The 18,549-nt window shown below is 42.1% G+C and carries 19 protein-coding genes and 1 other annotated feature; of the genes, 18 read left to right on the top strand and 1 reads right to left on the bottom strand.

All coding sequences use genetic code 11. The features are described 5' to 3' along the window. The first annotated feature begins 138 nt into the window (after positions 1–138). The 18 genes from JZO85_RS04750 to JZO85_RS04665 all read left to right on the top strand — a co-directional run bounded on the left by JZO85_RS04750 (position 139) and on the right by JZO85_RS04665 (position 17,819). The gene (locus JZO85_RS04750; protein ID WP_207107381.1) at positions 139–2,448 is read left to right on the top strand and encodes a GH39 family glycosyl hydrolase; all 2,310 of its coding nucleotides are present in this window, start codon (positions 139–141) and stop codon (positions 2,446–2,448) included. A gap of 211 nt (positions 2,449–2,659) precedes the next feature. After that, positions 2,660–3,574 (top strand): sugar phosphate isomerase/epimerase family protein, encoded by a 915-nt coding sequence (locus tag JZO85_RS04745; RefSeq protein ID WP_207107380.1) that lies wholly within the window; start codon positions 2,660–2,662, stop codon positions 3,572–3,574. Positions 3,575–3,592: 18 nt separating this feature from the next. Then, positions 3,593–4,024, top strand: coding sequence for a C-glycoside deglycosidase beta subunit domain-containing protein (locus tag JZO85_RS04740; protein WP_207107379.1), 432 nt, complete (start codon positions 3,593–3,595; stop codon positions 4,022–4,024). A 1-nt stretch (position 4,025) separates the two neighbouring features. Then, positions 4,026–5,015: a sugar phosphate isomerase/epimerase family protein gene (locus JZO85_RS04735; protein WP_207107378.1), complete on the top strand. Its 990-nt coding sequence runs from the start codon at positions 4,026–4,028 to the stop codon at positions 5,013–5,015. After that, entirely contained in the window at positions 5,012–5,356 is a 345-nt protein-coding gene (locus JZO85_RS04730; RefSeq protein WP_207107377.1) for a nuclear transport factor 2 family protein, read from the top strand. Before JZO85_RS04735 ends, JZO85_RS04730 begins: the two co-directional genes overlap by 4 nt. 2 nt (positions 5,357–5,358) lie before the next feature. After that, positions 5,359–6,423, top strand: a complete 1,065-nt coding sequence (locus JZO85_RS04725) for a Gfo/Idh/MocA family protein (RefSeq protein ID WP_207107376.1) — start codon at positions 5,359–5,361, stop codon at positions 6,421–6,423. Between the two features lie 34 nt (positions 6,424–6,457). Continuing rightward, the gene (locus tag JZO85_RS04720; RefSeq protein ID WP_207107375.1) at positions 6,458–7,561 is read left to right on the top strand and encodes a Gfo/Idh/MocA family protein; all 1,104 of its coding nucleotides are present in this window, start codon (positions 6,458–6,460) and stop codon (positions 7,559–7,561) included. Positions 7,562–7,770: 209 nt separating this feature from the next. Next, on the top strand, positions 7,771–8,163 hold the full coding sequence (locus tag JZO85_RS04715; protein WP_207107374.1) for a C-glycoside deglycosidase beta subunit domain-containing protein: 393 nt from the start codon (positions 7,771–7,773) through the stop codon (positions 8,161–8,163). A 37-nt stretch (positions 8,164–8,200) separates the two neighbouring features. Continuing rightward, complete coding sequence (locus tag JZO85_RS04710) at positions 8,201–9,178, top strand: sugar phosphate isomerase/epimerase family protein (protein WP_207107373.1); 978 nt, start codon at positions 8,201–8,203, stop codon at positions 9,176–9,178. A gap of 11 nt (positions 9,179–9,189) precedes the next feature. After that, complete coding sequence (locus JZO85_RS04705; RefSeq protein WP_207107372.1) at positions 9,190–10,047, top strand: Cof-type HAD-IIB family hydrolase; 858 nt, start codon at positions 9,190–9,192, stop codon at positions 10,045–10,047. Positions 10,048–10,076: 29 nt separating this feature from the next. After that, positions 10,077–11,423, top strand: coding sequence for a PTS sugar transporter subunit IIC (locus JZO85_RS04700; protein WP_207107371.1), 1,347 nt, complete (start codon positions 10,077–10,079; stop codon positions 11,421–11,423). A 23-nt stretch (positions 11,424–11,446) separates the two neighbouring features. Then, the gene (locus JZO85_RS04695; RefSeq protein WP_207107370.1) at positions 11,447–11,758 is read left to right on the top strand and encodes a PTS sugar transporter subunit IIB; all 312 of its coding nucleotides are present in this window, start codon (positions 11,447–11,449) and stop codon (positions 11,756–11,758) included. 87 nt (positions 11,759–11,845) lie between these two features. Then, positions 11,846–13,267 (top strand): MFS transporter, encoded by a 1,422-nt coding sequence (locus JZO85_RS04690; RefSeq protein WP_207107369.1) that lies wholly within the window; start codon positions 11,846–11,848, stop codon positions 13,265–13,267. Positions 13,268–13,290: 23 nt separating this feature from the next. Further along, positions 13,291–14,223: an ROK family protein gene (locus JZO85_RS04685; RefSeq protein WP_207107368.1), complete on the top strand. Its 933-nt coding sequence runs from the start codon at positions 13,291–13,293 to the stop codon at positions 14,221–14,223. A 28-nt stretch (positions 14,224–14,251) separates the two neighbouring features. Further along, a complete protein-coding gene (locus JZO85_RS04680) occupies positions 14,252–14,572 on the top strand; it encodes a PTS sugar transporter subunit IIA (RefSeq protein WP_207107367.1) in 321 nt (106 codons plus the stop codon). 99 nt (positions 14,573–14,671) lie between these two features. Beyond that, positions 14,672–14,921: a binding site (T-box leader), on the top strand. A 62-nt stretch (positions 14,922–14,983) separates the two neighbouring features. Beyond that, positions 14,984–16,204 carry an NAD/NADP octopine/nopaline dehydrogenase family protein gene (locus JZO85_RS04675; RefSeq protein WP_207107366.1) on the top strand — a complete coding sequence of 407 codons (1,221 nt, stop codon included), beginning with the start codon at positions 14,984–14,986 and terminating at the stop codon, positions 16,202–16,204. Beyond that, positions 16,201–16,962 carry an aspartate/glutamate racemase family protein gene (locus JZO85_RS04670; protein ID WP_207107365.1) on the top strand — a complete coding sequence of 254 codons (762 nt, stop codon included), beginning with the start codon at positions 16,201–16,203 and terminating at the stop codon, positions 16,960–16,962. Before JZO85_RS04675 ends, JZO85_RS04670 begins: the two co-directional genes overlap by 4 nt. A 26-nt stretch (positions 16,963–16,988) precedes the next feature. Then, entirely contained in the window at positions 16,989–17,819 is an 831-nt protein-coding gene (locus JZO85_RS04665; protein ID WP_207107364.1) for a MetQ/NlpA family ABC transporter substrate-binding protein, read from the top strand. A gap of 122 nt (positions 17,820–17,941) precedes the next feature. Here JZO85_RS04665 and JZO85_RS04660 read toward each other — a convergent pair whose 3' ends face one another. Continuing rightward, positions 17,942–18,532 (bottom strand): DUF2922 domain-containing protein, encoded by a 591-nt coding sequence (locus JZO85_RS04660; protein WP_207107363.1) that lies wholly within the window; start codon positions 18,530–18,532, stop codon positions 17,942–17,944. Positions 18,533–18,549: the final 17 nt, after the last annotated feature.

The raw sequence follows: 18,549 nt of genomic DNA, 5'->3' as shown, positions 1-18,549 counted from the left end.
GGAGCGTAGAGTCATCTGATTTTTTTAATCTGCTTCAGAGATCTGAAAGGGATATCAAACTTTTGAGCCTTATGGTAGTATCAAAGGCAAAGAAGCCCCAGTTATCAATGTGGGTAAATGGAAGAAAGGAGACAATGGATGAGTGAGATCATAAGCTATTTAGATACCCAAAGCGATATTCGGCTGATGACAGATGTTGCCCTTTTACCAAGTGAAACGCGAACGACTGATTTGCTGTTTTTATTGAAGGGAAAAGCGGAGCTGCAAATTGATGAGCACTGCTATGAAATGAAAGCGGATGATATCGTTGTGGTGAACAAGCAGGAGAGGTATCAGATAACTGCGAATGGGAAAGAAAGTTTGCTGTTTCATTTTTCCATTTCTGATTTTTTATTATCACAGGCACTGGAAACAGGAAGGAGTAGTTTTGATTGTAATTCTGTTAAGGACCCAGGTAAGAATTATCAATCGATCCGCAAACTGATCATTGAGATCATCGATTTATTTTTATTTGAGAATGATAAGACGAATTTTTTGCAAATAAGCAAGGTATATCGTTTGCTAAACGAGCTCAGCAGTCTCTTTATCGAATACAGTGCGAGCGGGATGGATCAGGATAAACGCATTCAGCAAATCACACGAATAATCAAAGAAAGGTATTATGACAATCTCACCTTGGCAGAATTAGCGGATATTGTTCATATGGATACCGCTTATTTTTCTAAATTTTTCAAGAAAAATCTGGGCTTGAATTTCAAGGACTATTTGAGCCAAATCCGCATGCAATACGCGATAAGAGATTTGCTGGAATCGGACAAGTCGATTACACGAATAGCAATAGATAATGGCTTTTTTAGCGTTAACGGGTTCAATAAGAAATTTAAGGAGGAGTATCACGTCACTCCTTCAGAATATCGGAAGCAAAATGGGCGTCAAAAGCAGACGACTGTGCTTCGAGCCGACGATAAAGTAAAGGATTCTTATAGCAGGTATAAAGAGGATCAAATGGTTGAGGATGTCTCTAAAAGGAGTTCTCTGCATTTGGATGTTGCCAGCTTAACGGCAGAACCGATTAAGGAGACCTGGAGCAAGCTATTGAATATTGGTGAGGCTGAAATTGTTCTAAGCAGCAATCTGCGACAGCATTTATCGATTTTAAAGCAGAATCTTAGCTTTGAGTATGGGAGAATCTGGGGTGTATTCACAACAGAGCTTTTGGGAGAGTCGCTGCAGGAATATGAGAGACTTGATGAGATTTTGGATTCATTAATAGCGCTAGGGCTGACTCCTTGGATAAGTATCAATAAATTGATTCATTCATTTAAAGAGAGTGCCTACCCAATCGAGAGCTGGCGTGAAGCGTTGGCCAGCTTTTGTCGCCATGTACTGAATCGTTATGGACGAAAAGAAGTGGGGCAATGGGTGATTGAGATCGTCGCCAGTGATCCAGAGGATAAGGAACTAGTTGCGCGGTACAGTGAGTTTTACCGAACGACCTCAGAGCTTTGCAGATCGTTGATTCCAACGATCACAATTGGCGGCGGGAACTTCATTTTATCAAGCAAACTGGATATAAACCGCTTTTTACAAGAAGAGCTGTCGGAGTGTGCGTTTGATTTTTATTCATTTGTTTTGTTTCCCTATTCTAATCGCTTGATCAGAGAAAAGAGAAATTATCAGCGAATCACTGATCCGGATTTTTTATTGAATCAAATGCAAATAATAAAACAGGCGCAACTAATGAAGCCTGTGTATATTACTGAATGGAGCAATACAGTTTCAAGAAGCAATCTATTGAATGATAGTCTGTATAAGGGCGCATTCATCAGCAAAAGTATCATTGATATTTTTGATCAGGTTGAGGGATTGGGCTATTGGTTAGGAACGGATCTCGCTCAGAAGACGGCTAAACCGTCTTCCCTATTAAGTGGCGGAAACGGCCTGATCAATCGAAGAGGTCTCTTTAAACCCGCGATGCATGCTATGAAGCTGTTTGACCAGCTAAAGGGCTTGAAATTTCTTTATAAGGATGAGGCGCGGCTGGTTTGTACGCTTGATGGAGAGGAGTTTTTTGTTTTAGGCCATCACTATGTTCATCCGAATAGTCTCTATTTCCTGAAGGACGAAGCGCATCTCAAAAAGACGGAGCTGGAAAATTTCTTTGAGGCTGAGGCAGTTGAAGAAGAAATTGTCTTTTCAACTATTCCAAATGGCAATTATGAATTAAGAATCTTTTCTTGTTTAAAAAATCATGGCGATTTGTTTGGATTGTGGGAGGGATTTAATTTTAATGAACATCTTCGTTCCTCGGATCTTATTTACTTAGACGAGAAGAATACACATCTGCAAACCTTAGAAGAGGTCGAGGTGCTTCAAAACCGCTTGGTCGTAAAAAAACGGCTGATGGCAAATGAATTCTATTCCATCAATATAAAAAGGAGACAATAGGTTCTCTTAAATAGCGAAAGACAAAAATGAGCAGATCATTTTTGTCTTTTTTTATTTGGCGAATGAGAAAGGCAAAAAATAGCTAACACAAAAAACAATAATATGAATTTTTAATTTAAGAAAGCGTTTTATACTTCGGGTATAGAAAAGAAACAGTTGTCAGTTCCGCTTTTCTCGAAATGATAGCTGTGTTGAGTATAGGAGGAAAATCATGAAATTAGGAATTGTAAGTGCCATTTTTGATCAAAGCAATTATCAAGAGATGATCGACATTGTAGCAAGCAATGGTTTGGATTGTGTAGAAGTTGCTTGTTGGCCCAATGAGAAAGCAACTAGAAGATATGCGGGTGTGTCCCATATTGATGTTGCCCATCTTACGGAAGAAAAGGCGGAAGAAATTTTATCCTATGCTGCGAAGAAAAATGTAGAAATTTCGGCGCTGGCTTATTATCCTAATCCGCTGGATGAGGATCTGCAAAAAAGGCAGGCGGCGATCGATCATCTGTATCATCTAATTGATGCGGCTAAGCTATTGAAGGTCAACTTAGTCACAACTTTTATCGGTCGGATGCAAACGAAGTCTGTATCGGAGAATCTGGCTGAGATGGAAAAGGTATGGAAGCCGATCCTAAATCATGCCGAAGCTGCGGGTGTAAGGATCGGAATAGAAAACTGTCCAATGCTCTTTACTGAGGATGAATGGCCGGGAGGTCAAAACCTGATGACGACACCAGCGCTTTGGCGGGAAATCTTTTCACGTCTAGACAGTGACGCACTTGGCTTGAATTACGATCCTTCGCATTTTGTTTGGCAACAGATCGATTATCTTGCGCCTTTGTATGAATTTAAGGACAAGATTTTCCATGTTCATTATAAGGACATCAAGCTTTATCCTGAAAAACTAAAAGATGTTGGCGTTATGGCGGCACCTTTGGCATACATGAGCCCCAAGCTTCCCGGCTTAGGTGATGTCGATTGGGGCAAATATGTTTCGGCACTGACAGACATCGGATTTGACGGCTTCAGCTGTATCGAAGTAGAGGATAAGGCATTTGAGAAAAATTATGACGATGTTAAAAAGTCTGTGACATTGAGTACCAAGTATTTACGGAATTTTGTGATTTAGGAAAATGGAGGACAAAACATGTTTGCTATGAGAATGAAGCTAAATGAGCAGATCATCAAGAAGGATTTCTTCAAAGGCCTCTATATTAATGGAAGTCGTAACGGATTTTCGTTTGATGTCCAATTGGCCTACTATCGGGGACATTATTTGTCTGATATTGATTTGATCGAGGTTTATGTTGATGGGGAGAAAATGCCGGATGAGGCAGTGACCTTTGAGCTAAGAGGAAAAGAATTGCCGCTTTATAAATTAAAATACGCCGTGACTGAATTTTGGAGTCAGGTTGATTTAGCGAAGATCCGTGTGTTGAAGGCTGGGGGACTAACTGGCGAGCATGAGATCGAGTTGAAATTGATGCTGCGGATTCCTTACATGCAAATTGGTCCTGAGCATCATTTCATGCCGCTTGATTCAGGCGAGAAAGTCAGCGTTTTGCTAGAGGGAGAATGAGATGAGTACGATTAAATTAGGGGCGACATTATTTTGTTATGGAACGGAATATGCTAGATATGCCTACGATTTTGAAGAGTGTGTCAAACAGGCGGCTTTAGCTGGAGCTGCCGGCTATGAGATTGTCGGTACACAAATGCTGCCGAGTTATCCAAATGTTAGTGATGAGTTTTTAGGCTTGGTTCAAAAGCTGAAGGCCAAATATGGAATCGGTCCAGTCGGCTATGGTGCCAACAACGATAAGGGCATGCTGCATGATCGGAATTTGACTGACGATGAGATGCTGGCGGATACGATCATTGATTTGAAGGCGGCTCATAAGCTTGGCTGTAAGGTGATGCGTTCGCAATACATGCTATCGCCAGAAGCTTTTGAACGGTTAGCACCGTATGCGGAGCTTTATGACATTCGAGTGGGAATCGAGATCCATAATCCAGAATCACCGCTTTCTCCATTAATGCGGCGCTATTTAGAAGTAATTAAACGAACCAACTCAAAGCATTTAGGCTTTGTACCCGATTTTGGTTGTTTCGCAATCGCACCGAATAAAGCCCACTGGCTCAAGGCTTTGGAAGCGGGAGTAGCGGAGGAGCATCTGCAAATGGCCGCGGATATGCGTTATCAAGGAATTCCTTTAGAAGAAGCCAGAGAAAAGCTGATGGGAAGCGGCGCACACCCAGCCATCAATGCTGCCCTGCAAGGAATGTACGGTTTCGTCCAATTCAAACCCAAGGATGAGCTGCCAAGAATGCTGGAGGAATTAAAGGAAATACTGCCATACAGCTTTGAGCTGCACGGAAAATTCCATTATTTAGGTGAGGATTTAGTCGAACCGAGTATCCCTTATCCTGAAATTCTCGAGGTCGTAAAGGCTTCTGCTTTTGACGGCTACTTGATTTGTGAGTATGAAGACGAGCTTTACTGTGGCGGAACGGAATTTACGAAGCGCCAGCTTTCAATGGCAAAAGGCTTGCTGGAAGTGACAGGATGATCACAAAACAAGCAATCGCCGCATTTTATGAAGCATTTTTCAACCAGCAGCAGCTTTCTGCGGCAGAGGATTTAATCGCAGAAGATTATCAGCAGCACAACCCGGGTGTAGGACAAGGCAGAGCAGGACTAGTCGCAGCTTTTCAAGCCAAGTTTGATTCGGAGGAGTACTTTCATTTGGAGGTAGATCGCATCGTGCTGGATCAGGATTTCGCGGCAGTATTCCTTAGAAGTGTTGATGAGCAGCAAAATACTAAAGCCCATGTAGTTGATTTGTACCGAATTTCCGACAATCAATTCGTTGAGCATTGGGATTATTTTGATAAGAAGAGGAGAAAATGAAGATGGCGAAACAGTTGAATTTTGGCATTATCGGTTTCGGCTTTATGGGACAGACCCATGCTGAAACAATCAAAGGCTTAGATTATGCCCATTTAAAAGCAGTCTGTGACACAAATGAGTCGCAGTTTGAATATGCGCCAACAGGCGTAAAAACCTACGTATCTGCGAATGATCTATTGGCCGATGAGACAGTTGACACCGTAATCATCGCGGTACCGAATTTACTGCATTTAGAAATGGTGGTCAAAGCAGCCAAAGCTAAGAAGGATATTATTTGCGAAAAACCGTTGGCGATGAACTCGGAAGAAGTAAAAGAAATGATGGCAGTGACGAAAGAGGAGAAGGTTCGTTTTACCGTTCATCATCAACGCCGCTGGGATCATGACTATCGTGTAGCTAAAGAGGTCTATGATCAGAAATTATTAGGAAATGTGTATACAGTCAAAAGTTCTCTTTATGGCTTCAACGGCAATATGCATGATTGGCACATTTATCCTGAATTAGGCGGCGGGATGCTGTATGACTGGGGGGTTCATCTGATCGACCAGATATTATGGATGATTCCAGCGAAACTGCAAACAGTCTATGCAGATGTTCGCAATGTCATCAATGAAAATGTCGATGATTATTTCAATATTCAGCTCTATTTTGACAACGGAGTGAATGCGCAAATCGAGCTAGGAACCTATTTCCTGAACAGCTCTGAAAATTGGTTCGAGCGCCATTGGTTTGTTGGCGGTGACAAAGGCAGTGCCAAGATCGACGGCTTCAATCCTAAAGGTGAAATCACTCGCACTTCAGAATTATTAGGCAATGTTCCCGGAAAAATCACCATGACCCATGCCGGGCCAACCAGAAGCTTCGGACCAGCACCAGAGGGAAGAATCCTGACGGAAGAGCTGCCAAAAGTAGAAGTCTCACATCGGATGTTCTTCGATAATTACTATGCCCATACTCAAGGCACTGAAGAGCTGACGATCCAGTCGGACCAAATTTTACGCTTAATGCAGGTAGTAGAAGCGATTCGAATCTCTGCGAAATATCATCAGAGCATTCATTTTGAATAGAAAAATTATGGATAGAAGAGGAAGGAAGAACAACATGAAAAAAGTAAGAATCGGAATTATCGGCTGCGGAGGGATCGCAAATAATAAACATTTTCCAGCATTAACCAGCCAAGCGGATAAATGTGAAATGGTAGCATTTTGCGACAATCAGGTTGAGCGTGCGAAAGAAGCGGCAGAAAAATTCGGTACGGAAGATGCGAAATATTATGAAGATTATCATGAACTATTAAAGGATAAAACCATCGATGTTGTCCATGTCTGTACGCCAAATGTGAGTCATAGCCCAATCACTGTGGCGGCATTTGAAGCAGGCAAGCATGTCCTATGTGAAAAACCGATGGCTCATACACCAGAAGCAGCCAAATTGATGATGGATGCCTGGAAAAAATCGGGTAAGAAATTTACGATCGGCTATCAAAACCGGTTTAGAAAAGAAGTCACTGCTTTACATCAATCTTGTGAAAATGGCGATCTGGGTGAAATTTATTTTGCTAAAGCTCATGCCATTCGCCGGAAAGCGGTACCAACTTGGGGTGTTTTCCCTGATAAATCCCAACAAGGCGGCGGCCCATTGATCGATATCGGAACGCACGCATTAGATATTACTTTATGGATGATGGATAACTATGAAGTCGAATCTGTAACCGGATCAGTCTTCAATAAATTAGGAAATCTTCCTGGGGCAGAAGAAGGAAATCTATTTGGACCGTGGGATACAGATAGCTATGAAGTCGAAGATTCCGCTTTTGGTTTTATCAAAATGAAGGATGGATCAACGATTTTCTTGGAAGCTTCATGGGCACTAAATGTGTTGGAATCAAAAGAAGCGGCTACTACTTTATGCGGAACAAAAGCCGGAGCACAGATTGACGCTGGCATGAGCTATCCAGTGAATCAGTTGACATACAACCGTTCTAAAAATGGACTCTTAACAGAAGAGAACCTAAGCGCATCAGGCAACATCGCGTTCTTTGAAGGCGGCGACTCTGATCCTGAAAAGCTTGAAGCAAAACAATGGTTGGAAGCTGTGATCAATGATACAGAACCATTAGTAAAACCAGAACAAGCATTTAAAGTAACACAAGTATTGGATGCAATCTATAAAGCAGCCGAAACAGGCAATGAAGTAAAACTTTAAAAATTACCCCCCTCCTTCATCAACAGGGTGAAGGAGGGAATAAGGATGTCAGTTCAACTTTTCGCAGGCTGCTAGGCCAGAAAAGCAGCTAGTGAGTTTGTCTAAACCTTAGCTCAAACGCTTTAGTTGAATGATATACGGCATTCGAATCCCCTTAATTTTTCCAAGGAAAAATTAGTACATTAAAACACGAATAAGGAGGCTTTCTAATGTTTGAGAAATACTTAGTGAATCCAGAAGGGTTTCACAATGTGAGAGAGAACAATCAGGTAATCGGTTATGAGGTTCAATTACGAATTCCCTATTATCGCGGTTTACCTATGAGCTGTGTGGAGGTCATTGATCTGACTGTGGACGGTGAAAAGGTCGACAATGAAGAAATGCTGATCACGGTAAAAGGAGAAACCTTTACTTTTGCGGAGCTGCCGACAGTGATCAATCATCGTTGGGAAATGGTCGAAACGATCACGGTATTTGTGAAAAAACCAGGCGGCTTAGCCGAAGGAGAACACAAAGTGCGCGCTTTTGTCAGCTTGCGAATATCGTATCTGCCGTTTAACAATGTCGGCGATGATGAAAAAGTATTAGTGCTAGAGGCATAAAAAATCAATACCACAGTATGAATGAGGAGATGAAGTAATGAGTAAGATTAAACGCGGTGTCTCGCTTTACAGTTACCAAGATGAGTTTTATACAGGAAAAATGACGTTAGAGGATTGTATTCGTGAAGCGGCCAAATCGGGTGCTAAGGGAATCGAATTTTTACCAGAACAAATGCTTCCGACCTTCCCGAATATCTCGGATGATTTTGTGAAGCAATGGCATGAATGGATGGAGAAATACCAAGTTGAACCAGTTGCCTACGATGCTTTTTTAGACAACAAGTTATTTGCTAACCGTATGTTGACTACTTCAGAAAATGTTGACATGATGAAGAGAGACTTAAAAATCGCGAATCGCTTAGGCTGCAAAATTTTGAGAACCTTGGTTTCCACACCGCTTGAAGTGGTTAAGCAAAGCTTGCCTTATGCGGAGGAGATGAATGTCAAGATTGCCTTGGAGGTCCACGCACCATTTACTTTTGGTACACCTTGGTTTGAAGAGCGGCTTGATTTCATTAAGGAAAGCGGTACGAAATGGTTTGCCATTATGCCGGATTTCGGAATCTTCACAAAACGAATCGGGTCGATTTTTCAAGATAGTTACATTCGAAAAGGCGGGACGCCAGAAATTATCAAGTTAGTTAGCGATAATTATGAAAATGGCCTAAATCGCGATGAGACCTTCGAAAAGGTCGCGAAAATGGCGGATGCGACTGAAGCAGATAAAGCTTTTGCAGAGTTTTGCCGTCACTTTGTTTATACGGATCCTAAAATCTTAGTGGAAAATATGCCTTATATCGCTCATATTCACGGGAAATTTTACGATATCACAAATGAGCTGCAGGAAACCAGTATTCCTTATCATGATGTGATCACAACGTTGAAGGACGCCGGCTACGAGGGCTATATCTGTAGCGAATATGAAGGAAATCGTCATATTCAGGATTACATGGAAGTGGATAGTATTGAACAAGTCCGCCGCCATCAAGCGCTATTAGAGAACGTAATCGGTTAGCAGGTGATGAGATGATAAAGCTGATCGCATCTGACATGGACGGTACGTTAGTTAGTAATAACCACGATATCTCACGAAATAATGTAAACGCCATCAAGAAAGCCCAGGACAAAGGGGTGGAGTTCATCATCACGACGGGAAGAAGTTATGATGATGCCTATCCCCAAGTAGTCTCCGCAGGGATTGAATGCAATTATTTGGTGATGAACGGCAGTGAACTACGCAATGCTCAAGGAGAGATTATACAAAGTCTTTATCTTGAGCAAGTGTTAGTAGAACAAGTTGTCGCAGAGCTGCAGCAGTTGGATATGTATGTAGAAGTTTATACAACTGGCGGGACCTTTTCCCCAAGTGATAAAGAGACCTGCAAATGGGCAGTGGCAACGAAAATCAATAATTTTCACCCTGAAATATCATTAGAAGCCGCTTATCAAGAGGCGGAGAATCATTTCCTTTACCAAGCGATCAATCCCATCAACTCGGTCCATCAGATTTTTGAAAACGATTACGAGGTTGGGAAAATCATCAGCTTTTCAAATAATACCGAAAAAATCGCAGAGCTGCGAACGCATTTACCAAAAAAATATCCGGTCAATGCAACAGGCTCTTTCTCAATCAATTTGGAAATTACGAATCCATTAGCTGATAAAGGGGAAGCCATCAAGCATTATGCGAATAGCCGAGGAATATATCTGAACGAGATCATGACGATTGGCGACAGCTATAATGATTTGGGCATGCTGAACGATTCATTCGGTTTTACGATCGCGATGGGCAATGCAATTGATGAAGTAAAAAAACAAGCAAAATATATTACAGATACAAATGATGCAGATGGTGTTGGGAAGGCAATTGAACAATTTCTCTAGATAAAAAACTAAAAAAGGAGAATTTCATTATGAGTTTTGTTGATAATCTCGAAAAGATCCAGCTTGCCGCAGAAACAATTTCAGATAATCGCTATTTGAAGGCAGTCAGCAAAGGGATGGTTATGACGATCCCGGCTAGTATTACGGGTGCAATGTGTACATTAGTCGCGAATCTACCATTTGATGGCTATCAAAACTTCATTCAAGGGAATGGGTTAAAGTCTTTACTATTATTACCAGGTATTTTCACCAGCAACATTATGGGGCTGATTGTTGTTTATTTTATCGCCTATAATTTGGCGAAGTCCTTCGATATCGAAGGCATGTTTCCAGGATTTCTAGCCATTGTTTCTTTCTTGATCCTGACTCCTCTAGCAACGATCGAGCAGCAGGTTCATGATACTGTGCGGCCCGTTGATTTCATCAGCTTTGACTATATTGGTTCGAAGGGAATGTTTGTCGGTATTATTGTCGGACTAGTCGTCGCAAGGCTCTATTACTGGTTTGTTAAAAATAATATTACAATTCACATGCCGGAAAGTGTTCCAAGCTTCGTTGAGAAGTCGTTTAGCTCGATTATTCCATTTTTCGCCATTACGTTTTTAATGGCACTTGTTTCTTGGGGCTTTAGCTTTACTAGCTTCGGCAGTATCCATAATTTGGTTTATAGTGTGTTGCAAGTTCCGATTCAACAAATCGGCGGTTCAGTTGGTGGTGTGATGGTGGCCTATGCCTTAATTGGTCTTTTCTGGTGGTTTGGTATTCACGGGAAAGCAATCATCTTTGGTGTATACGCACCGATCATTCAAACAATGACGATTGAAAATATGAATGCCGCAGCGGCAGGAACTACTCCGCCGAATTTAATTGATTTTGGCTTCACGTCTGTTTTCTTAGAAATTGGCGGTGGCGGATGTGTGCTTGGTTTAGCGATTTGTTTCATCTTTTTCGCTAAAAGCGACCAGTATAAAAACATCGGCAGAATCACAAGTATCCCGACTTTCTTTGGGATCAATGAGCCGATTACTTTTGGGACGCCAATTTGTTTGAACCCGAATTTCTTGATTCCTACTGTGGTCACACCATTAGTCACTGGTCTGATTGGCTATTTAGCGATCACGACTGGGATGGTTCCACGTATGATCGGCGCACAGCTGCCTACGGGAACACCGACTTTTCTTAATGCACTTATCGCAGGCGGTTGGCGAATGCTTTTAGCTCAGGCTCTTTGTGTAGCTGTATCTGTCGGAATATATTTTCCATTCTTCAAGATGGCCGATAACTTAGAATGTAAGCGCGAACAGCAGGCGCTTAAGGAAAAAGAAGAAGAAGCTGAGGATGTTGAAGTAGAAGCGCAGGCAACGGTAGTGGAATAAGAAAGGATAGGGTGAACAAAGCGATGAAAAAAATCAATATTTTGTTAGTGTGCAATGCTGGGATGAGTACGAGTTTACTGATTGAAAAAATTGAAAAAGCCGGCACAGAAAAAGAAATTGAGACAACTGTTGATGCACGACCGGTAGATGATGTAAAAAATCATCTTAAGGAAAAAGATGTGATCCTGTTAGGACCTCAAGTGAGATTTAAAGAAAAGCAAATCAAAGCTTTAGTGAAAGATCAGCTTCCAGTAGCTATCATTGATATGGCCGCATATGGCACGATGGATGGCGAGAAGGTCTTACAGCAAGCTCTTTCATTGGTAAAGGATTAAATCAGGCGGCGGCTAATTGTTAGCCGCCGTCTTTCTAAACGATTTTTTTACAAATAGACCGGTATCAATTAGAAACGGAGAGAATAAATGAAACAAGAAAAGTTAACACTTAAAGTAATTGGAGCAATCATTTCAACGGGACTTTTATCCTTTTGTGGCGTGCTCGCTGAGACTGCAATGACTGTGACTTTTCCTACATTAAGTAAAGAATTCAATGTAAATACGGCAACGGTTCAATGGCTCGTCACCATTTATTTATTGGTATTAGCAATTATCGTTCCGTTATCAGGCTTTTTCAAACGATCCTTTAAGAATAAGCCGTTGTTTTTGATCGGGATCGGCTTTTTTACTCTGGGAATAGTGATTGACGCCTTTGCGCCATCATTTTCCATTCTATTATTAGGCAGAATCATTCAAGGGATCGGAACAGGGATTGGCTTACCGTTGATGTTCAACATTATTTTGGAGCAGGTTCCTTCCGATAAGATTGGGATGATGATGGGCGTTGGTACCATGATACCGGCGATAGCACCTGCGATTGGTCCGACATTCGGCGGCTTGGTGATTACCAGCTTAGGCTGGCGCTTTATTTTCATCTTATTGATTCCGATCATGTTGGCTGCGATGGTGGTAGGGTTGATGACGATCGAGCAAAAAAGTCCGGTTCATAAAGCGCATTTTGATGTTCTCAGTTTGCTGTCCATTATGGTCATGTTTACTGGAACGATCATCGGCTTTAGCAATATGGGAAGTAAAAGTCTCTTTTCTTTTCAAGTAGGCGGTGCCTTTTTCTTCGGAATCGTTGGTTTGATCAGCCTGATTCAGCGTTCAAAGGGTTTAGAAGAGCCTATTTTGCAGTTGGAGCTGCTTAAAAATAGAGCCTATCGTCTGCACGTAGTTTGTTTCTTTATTCTGCAGCTGGTTTTAATGGGCTTGGTGTTTATTTTGCCGAACTACATTCAATTAGTAAATGGCGCTACACCTCAGATATCGGGCTTTGTCGTATTGCCTGGAGCCACGCTCGGGGCATTGTTCACACCCTTAGGCGGTCGGATTTTGGATCGTTTCGGCGCAAAGAAACCGATTATGACCGGCAGTTTGGTGATTGCTTTTTCATTGCTGCTGTTTACTATTTTTAGCGGGACATTGAGTAATCTTCTGATCGGCGGCTTATATTTTATGTTTACTTTAGGCGTTGGCTTTTCTTTTGGGAATCTGATGACCAGCGGATTAAGACAGCTGGATGAAACACAACAGGCAAATGGCAATGCGATCATTATGACTTTCCAGCAGTTCGCCGGCGCTTCAGGGACTTCGATCATTGCAAGCATCATTTCGCAAAGCCAGTCGGATCAATCGCTGAGCATTGCGGAATCTACGATTAATGGCTCACGAATGGGCTTCTTGTTCTTAATCATTTTGTTTGTGATCGAGCTGTTCTTATTAGTGCGGTTATTCTTCAGCAGAGAAGCAAGGTCAGAGGTCGTAGTTCAAGATAGTTTAGAGTAATTTTGCATGGAGAGGAAGAAACAATGATGAATAAAGTAATTGGGATCGACATTGGCGGTACCTCCATCAAGCTGGCTCTTTTTGATATGACCGGCTTGATGCTAGATCAATGGAGCATTCCGACAAATACAGCGAATGAAGGTAGTGAGATTCCTGCGGATATTATTCAAAGTATTCGGGAACGAATGAGTCGAGGCACTCAATGCTTAGAAGAGATTTTAGGAATCGGTATTGGGGTGCCTGGCCCAGTAAATGAGAAAGTCGTAAAAAGGGCCGTCAATTTAGGCTGGACAAACTTTCCTTTAAAGCAAATGATCGAAAAGAGCTTAAATATTCCCGTGGCTTTGCTGAATGATGCGAATGCCGCGGCTCTAGGTGAAATGTGGAAGGGATCTACAGAGCACGTTCGGAATCTTGTTTTTGTGACGATTGGAACAGGTGTCGGTGGTGGGATCATCGTTGACGGCAAAATTTTAAATGGCCAGCATGCTTCGGGAGGAGAAATTGGTCATATTCCAGTTCACTCCACTGAGGAACGAATCTGCGGCTGCGGCAATATAAACTGTTTAGAATGCTATGGCTCAGCCAATGGGATGGTCAAAACGATGAATCGTCTAGCAGATCGCTCCGCTGTTTCAAATACAAAGGAAATTTTTGATTTGATCGAAGCCGATGATCCGCAGGCCAAAGAAACATTGAAAATGACCGTCGATTATCTCGGCCGGGCAATCGCAGGAGTAATGAATACCTTAGACCCCGAGGAGATAGTGATCGGAGGCGGCGTATCTGAAGCCGGACCATTATTTTTGGCTCCGTTAAGAGCGGCTATAGACAGCTATGCTTTTCCACAAATTTCCGGAAGTTTTCGGCTAAGAAAAGCGATTTTAGGCAATGAAGCAGGTATGTACGGCGCAGCGTATCAAATAGTCAGTACGCTGAAAGAATATGCCGTATGATCAGATTTAGAGAAGGGAGAAAATTGAAATGAATAATCAGGCGCAGTTAGAGGCTGTTATGGGGCTCATCATTCACAGCGGTAATGCAAAAAGTGAAGCAGTGGAGGCTATCGAAATTGCTAAAAGCGGGGATATCAAAGGTGCTATGAGTAAGATCGAGATTGCCGGAGACGCATTAGTCAAGGCCCATCACGCCCAAACAGAAATGTTAACAAAAGAGGCGCAAGGCGAGGCAACTGAAATGAATTTGCTGACGGTCCACAGTCAGGATCATTTAATGACATCAATCGCCTTTTGTGATCTGGCGAAGGAAATTATTGATGTTTATGAGTATGTTCAGAGTAAATAGTCCACAAGCTGCTTGCTGAAAGAAACTTCTAAAAGAATAGAAAACTTAGTATTGACATTCAAAAACAATTCGCGTAGTATTGCATTTAAATTAGAATATAATTAAGCTATGAAAAGAAGAGTAGTGATGGTAGATTTTCAGAGAGTCTCTGTTTGGTGAAAAGAGATAGTCGAACATGATGAAAATGGTCTTTGAGCGTTAGTTATCGAGGGAGTAGTCTTTAGATACTACGGGTTCACCCGTTATAGTGATAGGTTATCGAAAATTTTTCCGTAACTGATAAAGCGACTTGTTTAGCAACAAGTAATTAAGGTGGTACCGCGATTAGTGTATTCTCATCGTCCTTGATTTGTATTTTAAATACAGATCAGGGACGATTTTTTTTGTTTTTAAATAAAGGAGGAAAAAGTATTGAGTAATGAAAAAAGAACGAATGGGGCTTCAATTGCTATTTTAGGAGGAGGAGCGGCAGCGAAAGCGATCGCAGCGGATTGCGCTTTGAGTGGAAATCAAGTCAATATTTGTGATCTGCCGGATTTTGCAAAAACGACGCTGGAAAATGTCGAACGTACAGGTATCCTCCTAACAGGAAACCAAAACAACAAGTATGGCTTCAAGCGTTCAGGTCGAGCTGTGTTGAATAAAGTCACTACGGATGTCAAAGAATGTGTCGCTGGCTGCAAGCTGGTCATCGTCGCGGTTCCGTCAATTGCCCATGACGCCTTTTTTGAAGAGTTGGTGCCTGTGCTGGAGGATGGAATGATCATTCATATTATTCCAGACAATTTTGGGTCATTAAAATTACGGAAAAAAATGCGTGAAAGCAATTGTGATAAATCCGTGGTCATTGGCGGCTGGTCCAGCGCACCCTATGGCGCCAGAGTGGTGAAGGAAGGTGGCGTATTGACACCGGAAGTCAGCTTGATGTACCGGGCGATTACTTTAAGAGGGGCTTCGCTGCCGTCGACAGATCAGGAGATATTCTTGCAAAGCACACAAGAGATCGGCTGTTTCGATACCATCACGACTGGCGATGGACCAACAGGTGGAAATACCGTCTTGGATATTGGCTTCAGTAATGTGAATCCTGTTTTGCATTGTCCGGGAACGATCTTAGGCGTTGGTGTAATGGAGAACTGGGGCAGAGTCTTTGGTGGAAATGATAAGAGTACGTACTCCATTTATTCTCATGCATACTGCGAATCAATTTCTGAGGTTCAATATGCCTTTTATCTGGAAGAAGTGGCTTTGGCTGAGGCGATTGGGGTGGATCTTCAGCGTTTCCCTAAAAAGAATTTCTTATCGAGAACCAGTATTTTAGGACCAGAATACATGGGGGATGAGTGCATTGTGCCTTTCGATGAGCAGTTTGAGATGGCGATCGGTACAGGCCCTTTCAGTATTCATGACCGTTATATCACGGAGGATATTCCCGTGGGCTGCCACATTTATCATGAATTGGGTAAGAAATATGGCGTTGAAACGAAGGTAATCGACAGTATGATCACATTGGCTTCCGTTATGACTGGCCGCGACTTCTTAAAAGAAGGACTGACCTTAGATGATTTAGGGATTGGTCATTTAGATCAAGAAGCCTTGCTGGATTACTTAAAACAAGGAGTGATTTCGTGAGAAAAGGAAGCAATCTTCAAACCGAAGCAGATTTAGCCTCAACCCTTCAAGTATCCGCGACACCATTTTCGGGCTGCGGGGTGGGGATCATCGCGGTCAATCTCATCTATCCAAAGGTGCCCGGCAATGTCGCAAATGCAACGACCTTTGACTTTCCAGTGCTTTACGAAGTGGTGGATTTTGAAATCGAGCAGCTATTTGAAGGAAGCGAGCAAATCAAAGAACAGATCGTTCAAGCGGCCAAAAAACTTGAAAAGCAAGGAGTCCGAGCGATCGTCGGCGCTTGCGGCTACTTTGGTCATTTTCAAGAAGCCGTCGCAGAAGCGGTAGATATTCCTGTGTTTTTATCCAGCATCGTTCAAGTACCGATCATAAACATCGGACTTAAGAAAGAACAGAAAATCTTAACGCTGGTAGCAAGCGGAAAAGACATAAATGCCGACTTTTTCCGTTCTTCTGGAGCAGATTTATCCGATTGTATTATTTGTGAGATCGGTTCTTTGGAAAGCTTCGCCCCCATTCGCTGGGGAAAAACGACGTTAGACAATCCAACGTTAGAAGCCGATCTAGTGGCGACGGTAAAAAAAGAGCTGGAGAAAGCACCTGAGATTGGCGCGATATTACTTGAATGCAGCGATCTGCCGCCATATTCCTATGCGATCCAACAGGCAGCGGGTCTACCGGTTTTTGACTTTATCACTCTGATCCGATGGGTTCATTCTTCGGTCGTTCAAAATAGATACTACGGTCATTTTTAATAGTAATGATAAAAAGGGGAAAACATATGAAGAGAAAAACGATCTTTTTTTCGATTTTATTTACACTGGCTCTAATATTAGTGGGCTGTACCAAGCCCTCAACGAATGAAAAGAAAGAAGACACTTTGGTGATCGGCACATTGACCACTCCACATGGAGAAATTTTAGAGCATGTGAAGCCGTTATTGGAAAAAGAAGGGGTCAAATTAGAAATCAAAAACTTCGACGATTATATTCTGCCAAACAAAGCCTTAGCTGATAAGGATATCGACGCAAATTATTTCCAACATGTCCCGTTCTTTGAACAAGCGATAAAAGAGAATGGCTACAAATTTGCGGATGCCGGGGCTGTCCATGTCGAACCAATGGGACTGTACTCCAAAAAAATCAAATCACTTGATGAATTAAAAGACGGGGCAACGATCATCACCTCAAATTCGGTGTCAGATTGGGGAAGAATTATTACGATTCTTCAAAATGCGGATTTAGTTAAGGTCAAAGAAGGCGTTGCTATCGAAACCGCCAGCTTTGAAGACATCGAAGACAATCCGAAAAACCTTAAGTTCGAACATTCGATCGATCCATCGCTGCTAACGAGTGCTTATAATAATGAAGAAGGCGAGCTAGTTGCGATCAACGCAAATTTTGCCTATCAAGCCAAATTAAACCCGGTGAAAGATGCCATCTTGTTGGAAGAAGACAATTCCCCATATGGAAATATCATTGCCGTTCGAAAAGAAGATAAAGATGATCCGCGAATAAAAAAATTGATAAAGGTTTTGCACAATGAAGATGTACAAAATTGGATATTGGAAAAATGGGACGGCTCTGTAAAGCCAGTATCAGCTGACCAATAATCTAGCTTCGTTCCCCATATTGATGCGAGAGTATATTCAAACGCAACATCATCAATAGGAAGCACGAATGATAGAGTGAGTGTGCGATTAAAAGTATTCAAAACGAGCAGCTGAAGTCCTCTTTAAGAAGACGTTTCAGCTGTTTTTTCTCGATATTTTTGCAGTATCCATTGAATAAGGCCTTTCTTCCGTTTCACTTTTTTATTTTTCGGAGTGGTTATTGTGGACTCTTCATTCGATAGAAGGGACGGTTCTGAAATACTCGATTTAGGATTTTCGCTGTCTTTTGAAGGCAGTGATCGGCCTATGTTGTCAGTTCGATGAATCGGTAAGGTATTCAGGGCGCTATCGGGTCTCTCGCCCAAAGCCTGCGGGCAGACTAAGTCAATATATTTTTCATAGTTGATTGGTTTGATGGAGCTGGGCACAGGCCTTTCAACTGGTTTTTCTGGCAAAGGCTCGGATTCAACTGGAGCTTCTGGATTGAATTGAATGTATTTTACTGTTTCGACGTATTTAGCAGTGACGACTTCCGCAAAGGTTTTTATCCCGTTTTCTTCTTCAAAAATATCTAAGGTGGTCAGTAATTCCAAGGCTTCATGAACTTCTTCGGGCGTTTTATCAACAGTCGGGCTTTTGATCGTCAGATTATGTTTTTCGCCGACACTGTTTTTAAAGGTGGATACAAGTTTTTTTATTTTGATAGTCTTCATGTTTTTCATCCTTTCTT

Origin of the sequence: Candidatus Enterococcus murrayae (assembly GCF_017315985.1) — a bacterium.
Taxonomy (GTDB): Bacteria; Bacillota; Bacilli; order Lactobacillales; family Enterococcaceae; genus Enterococcus_A; species Enterococcus_A murrayae.
This window is presented reverse-complemented; position numbering and strand designations above follow the sequence as displayed.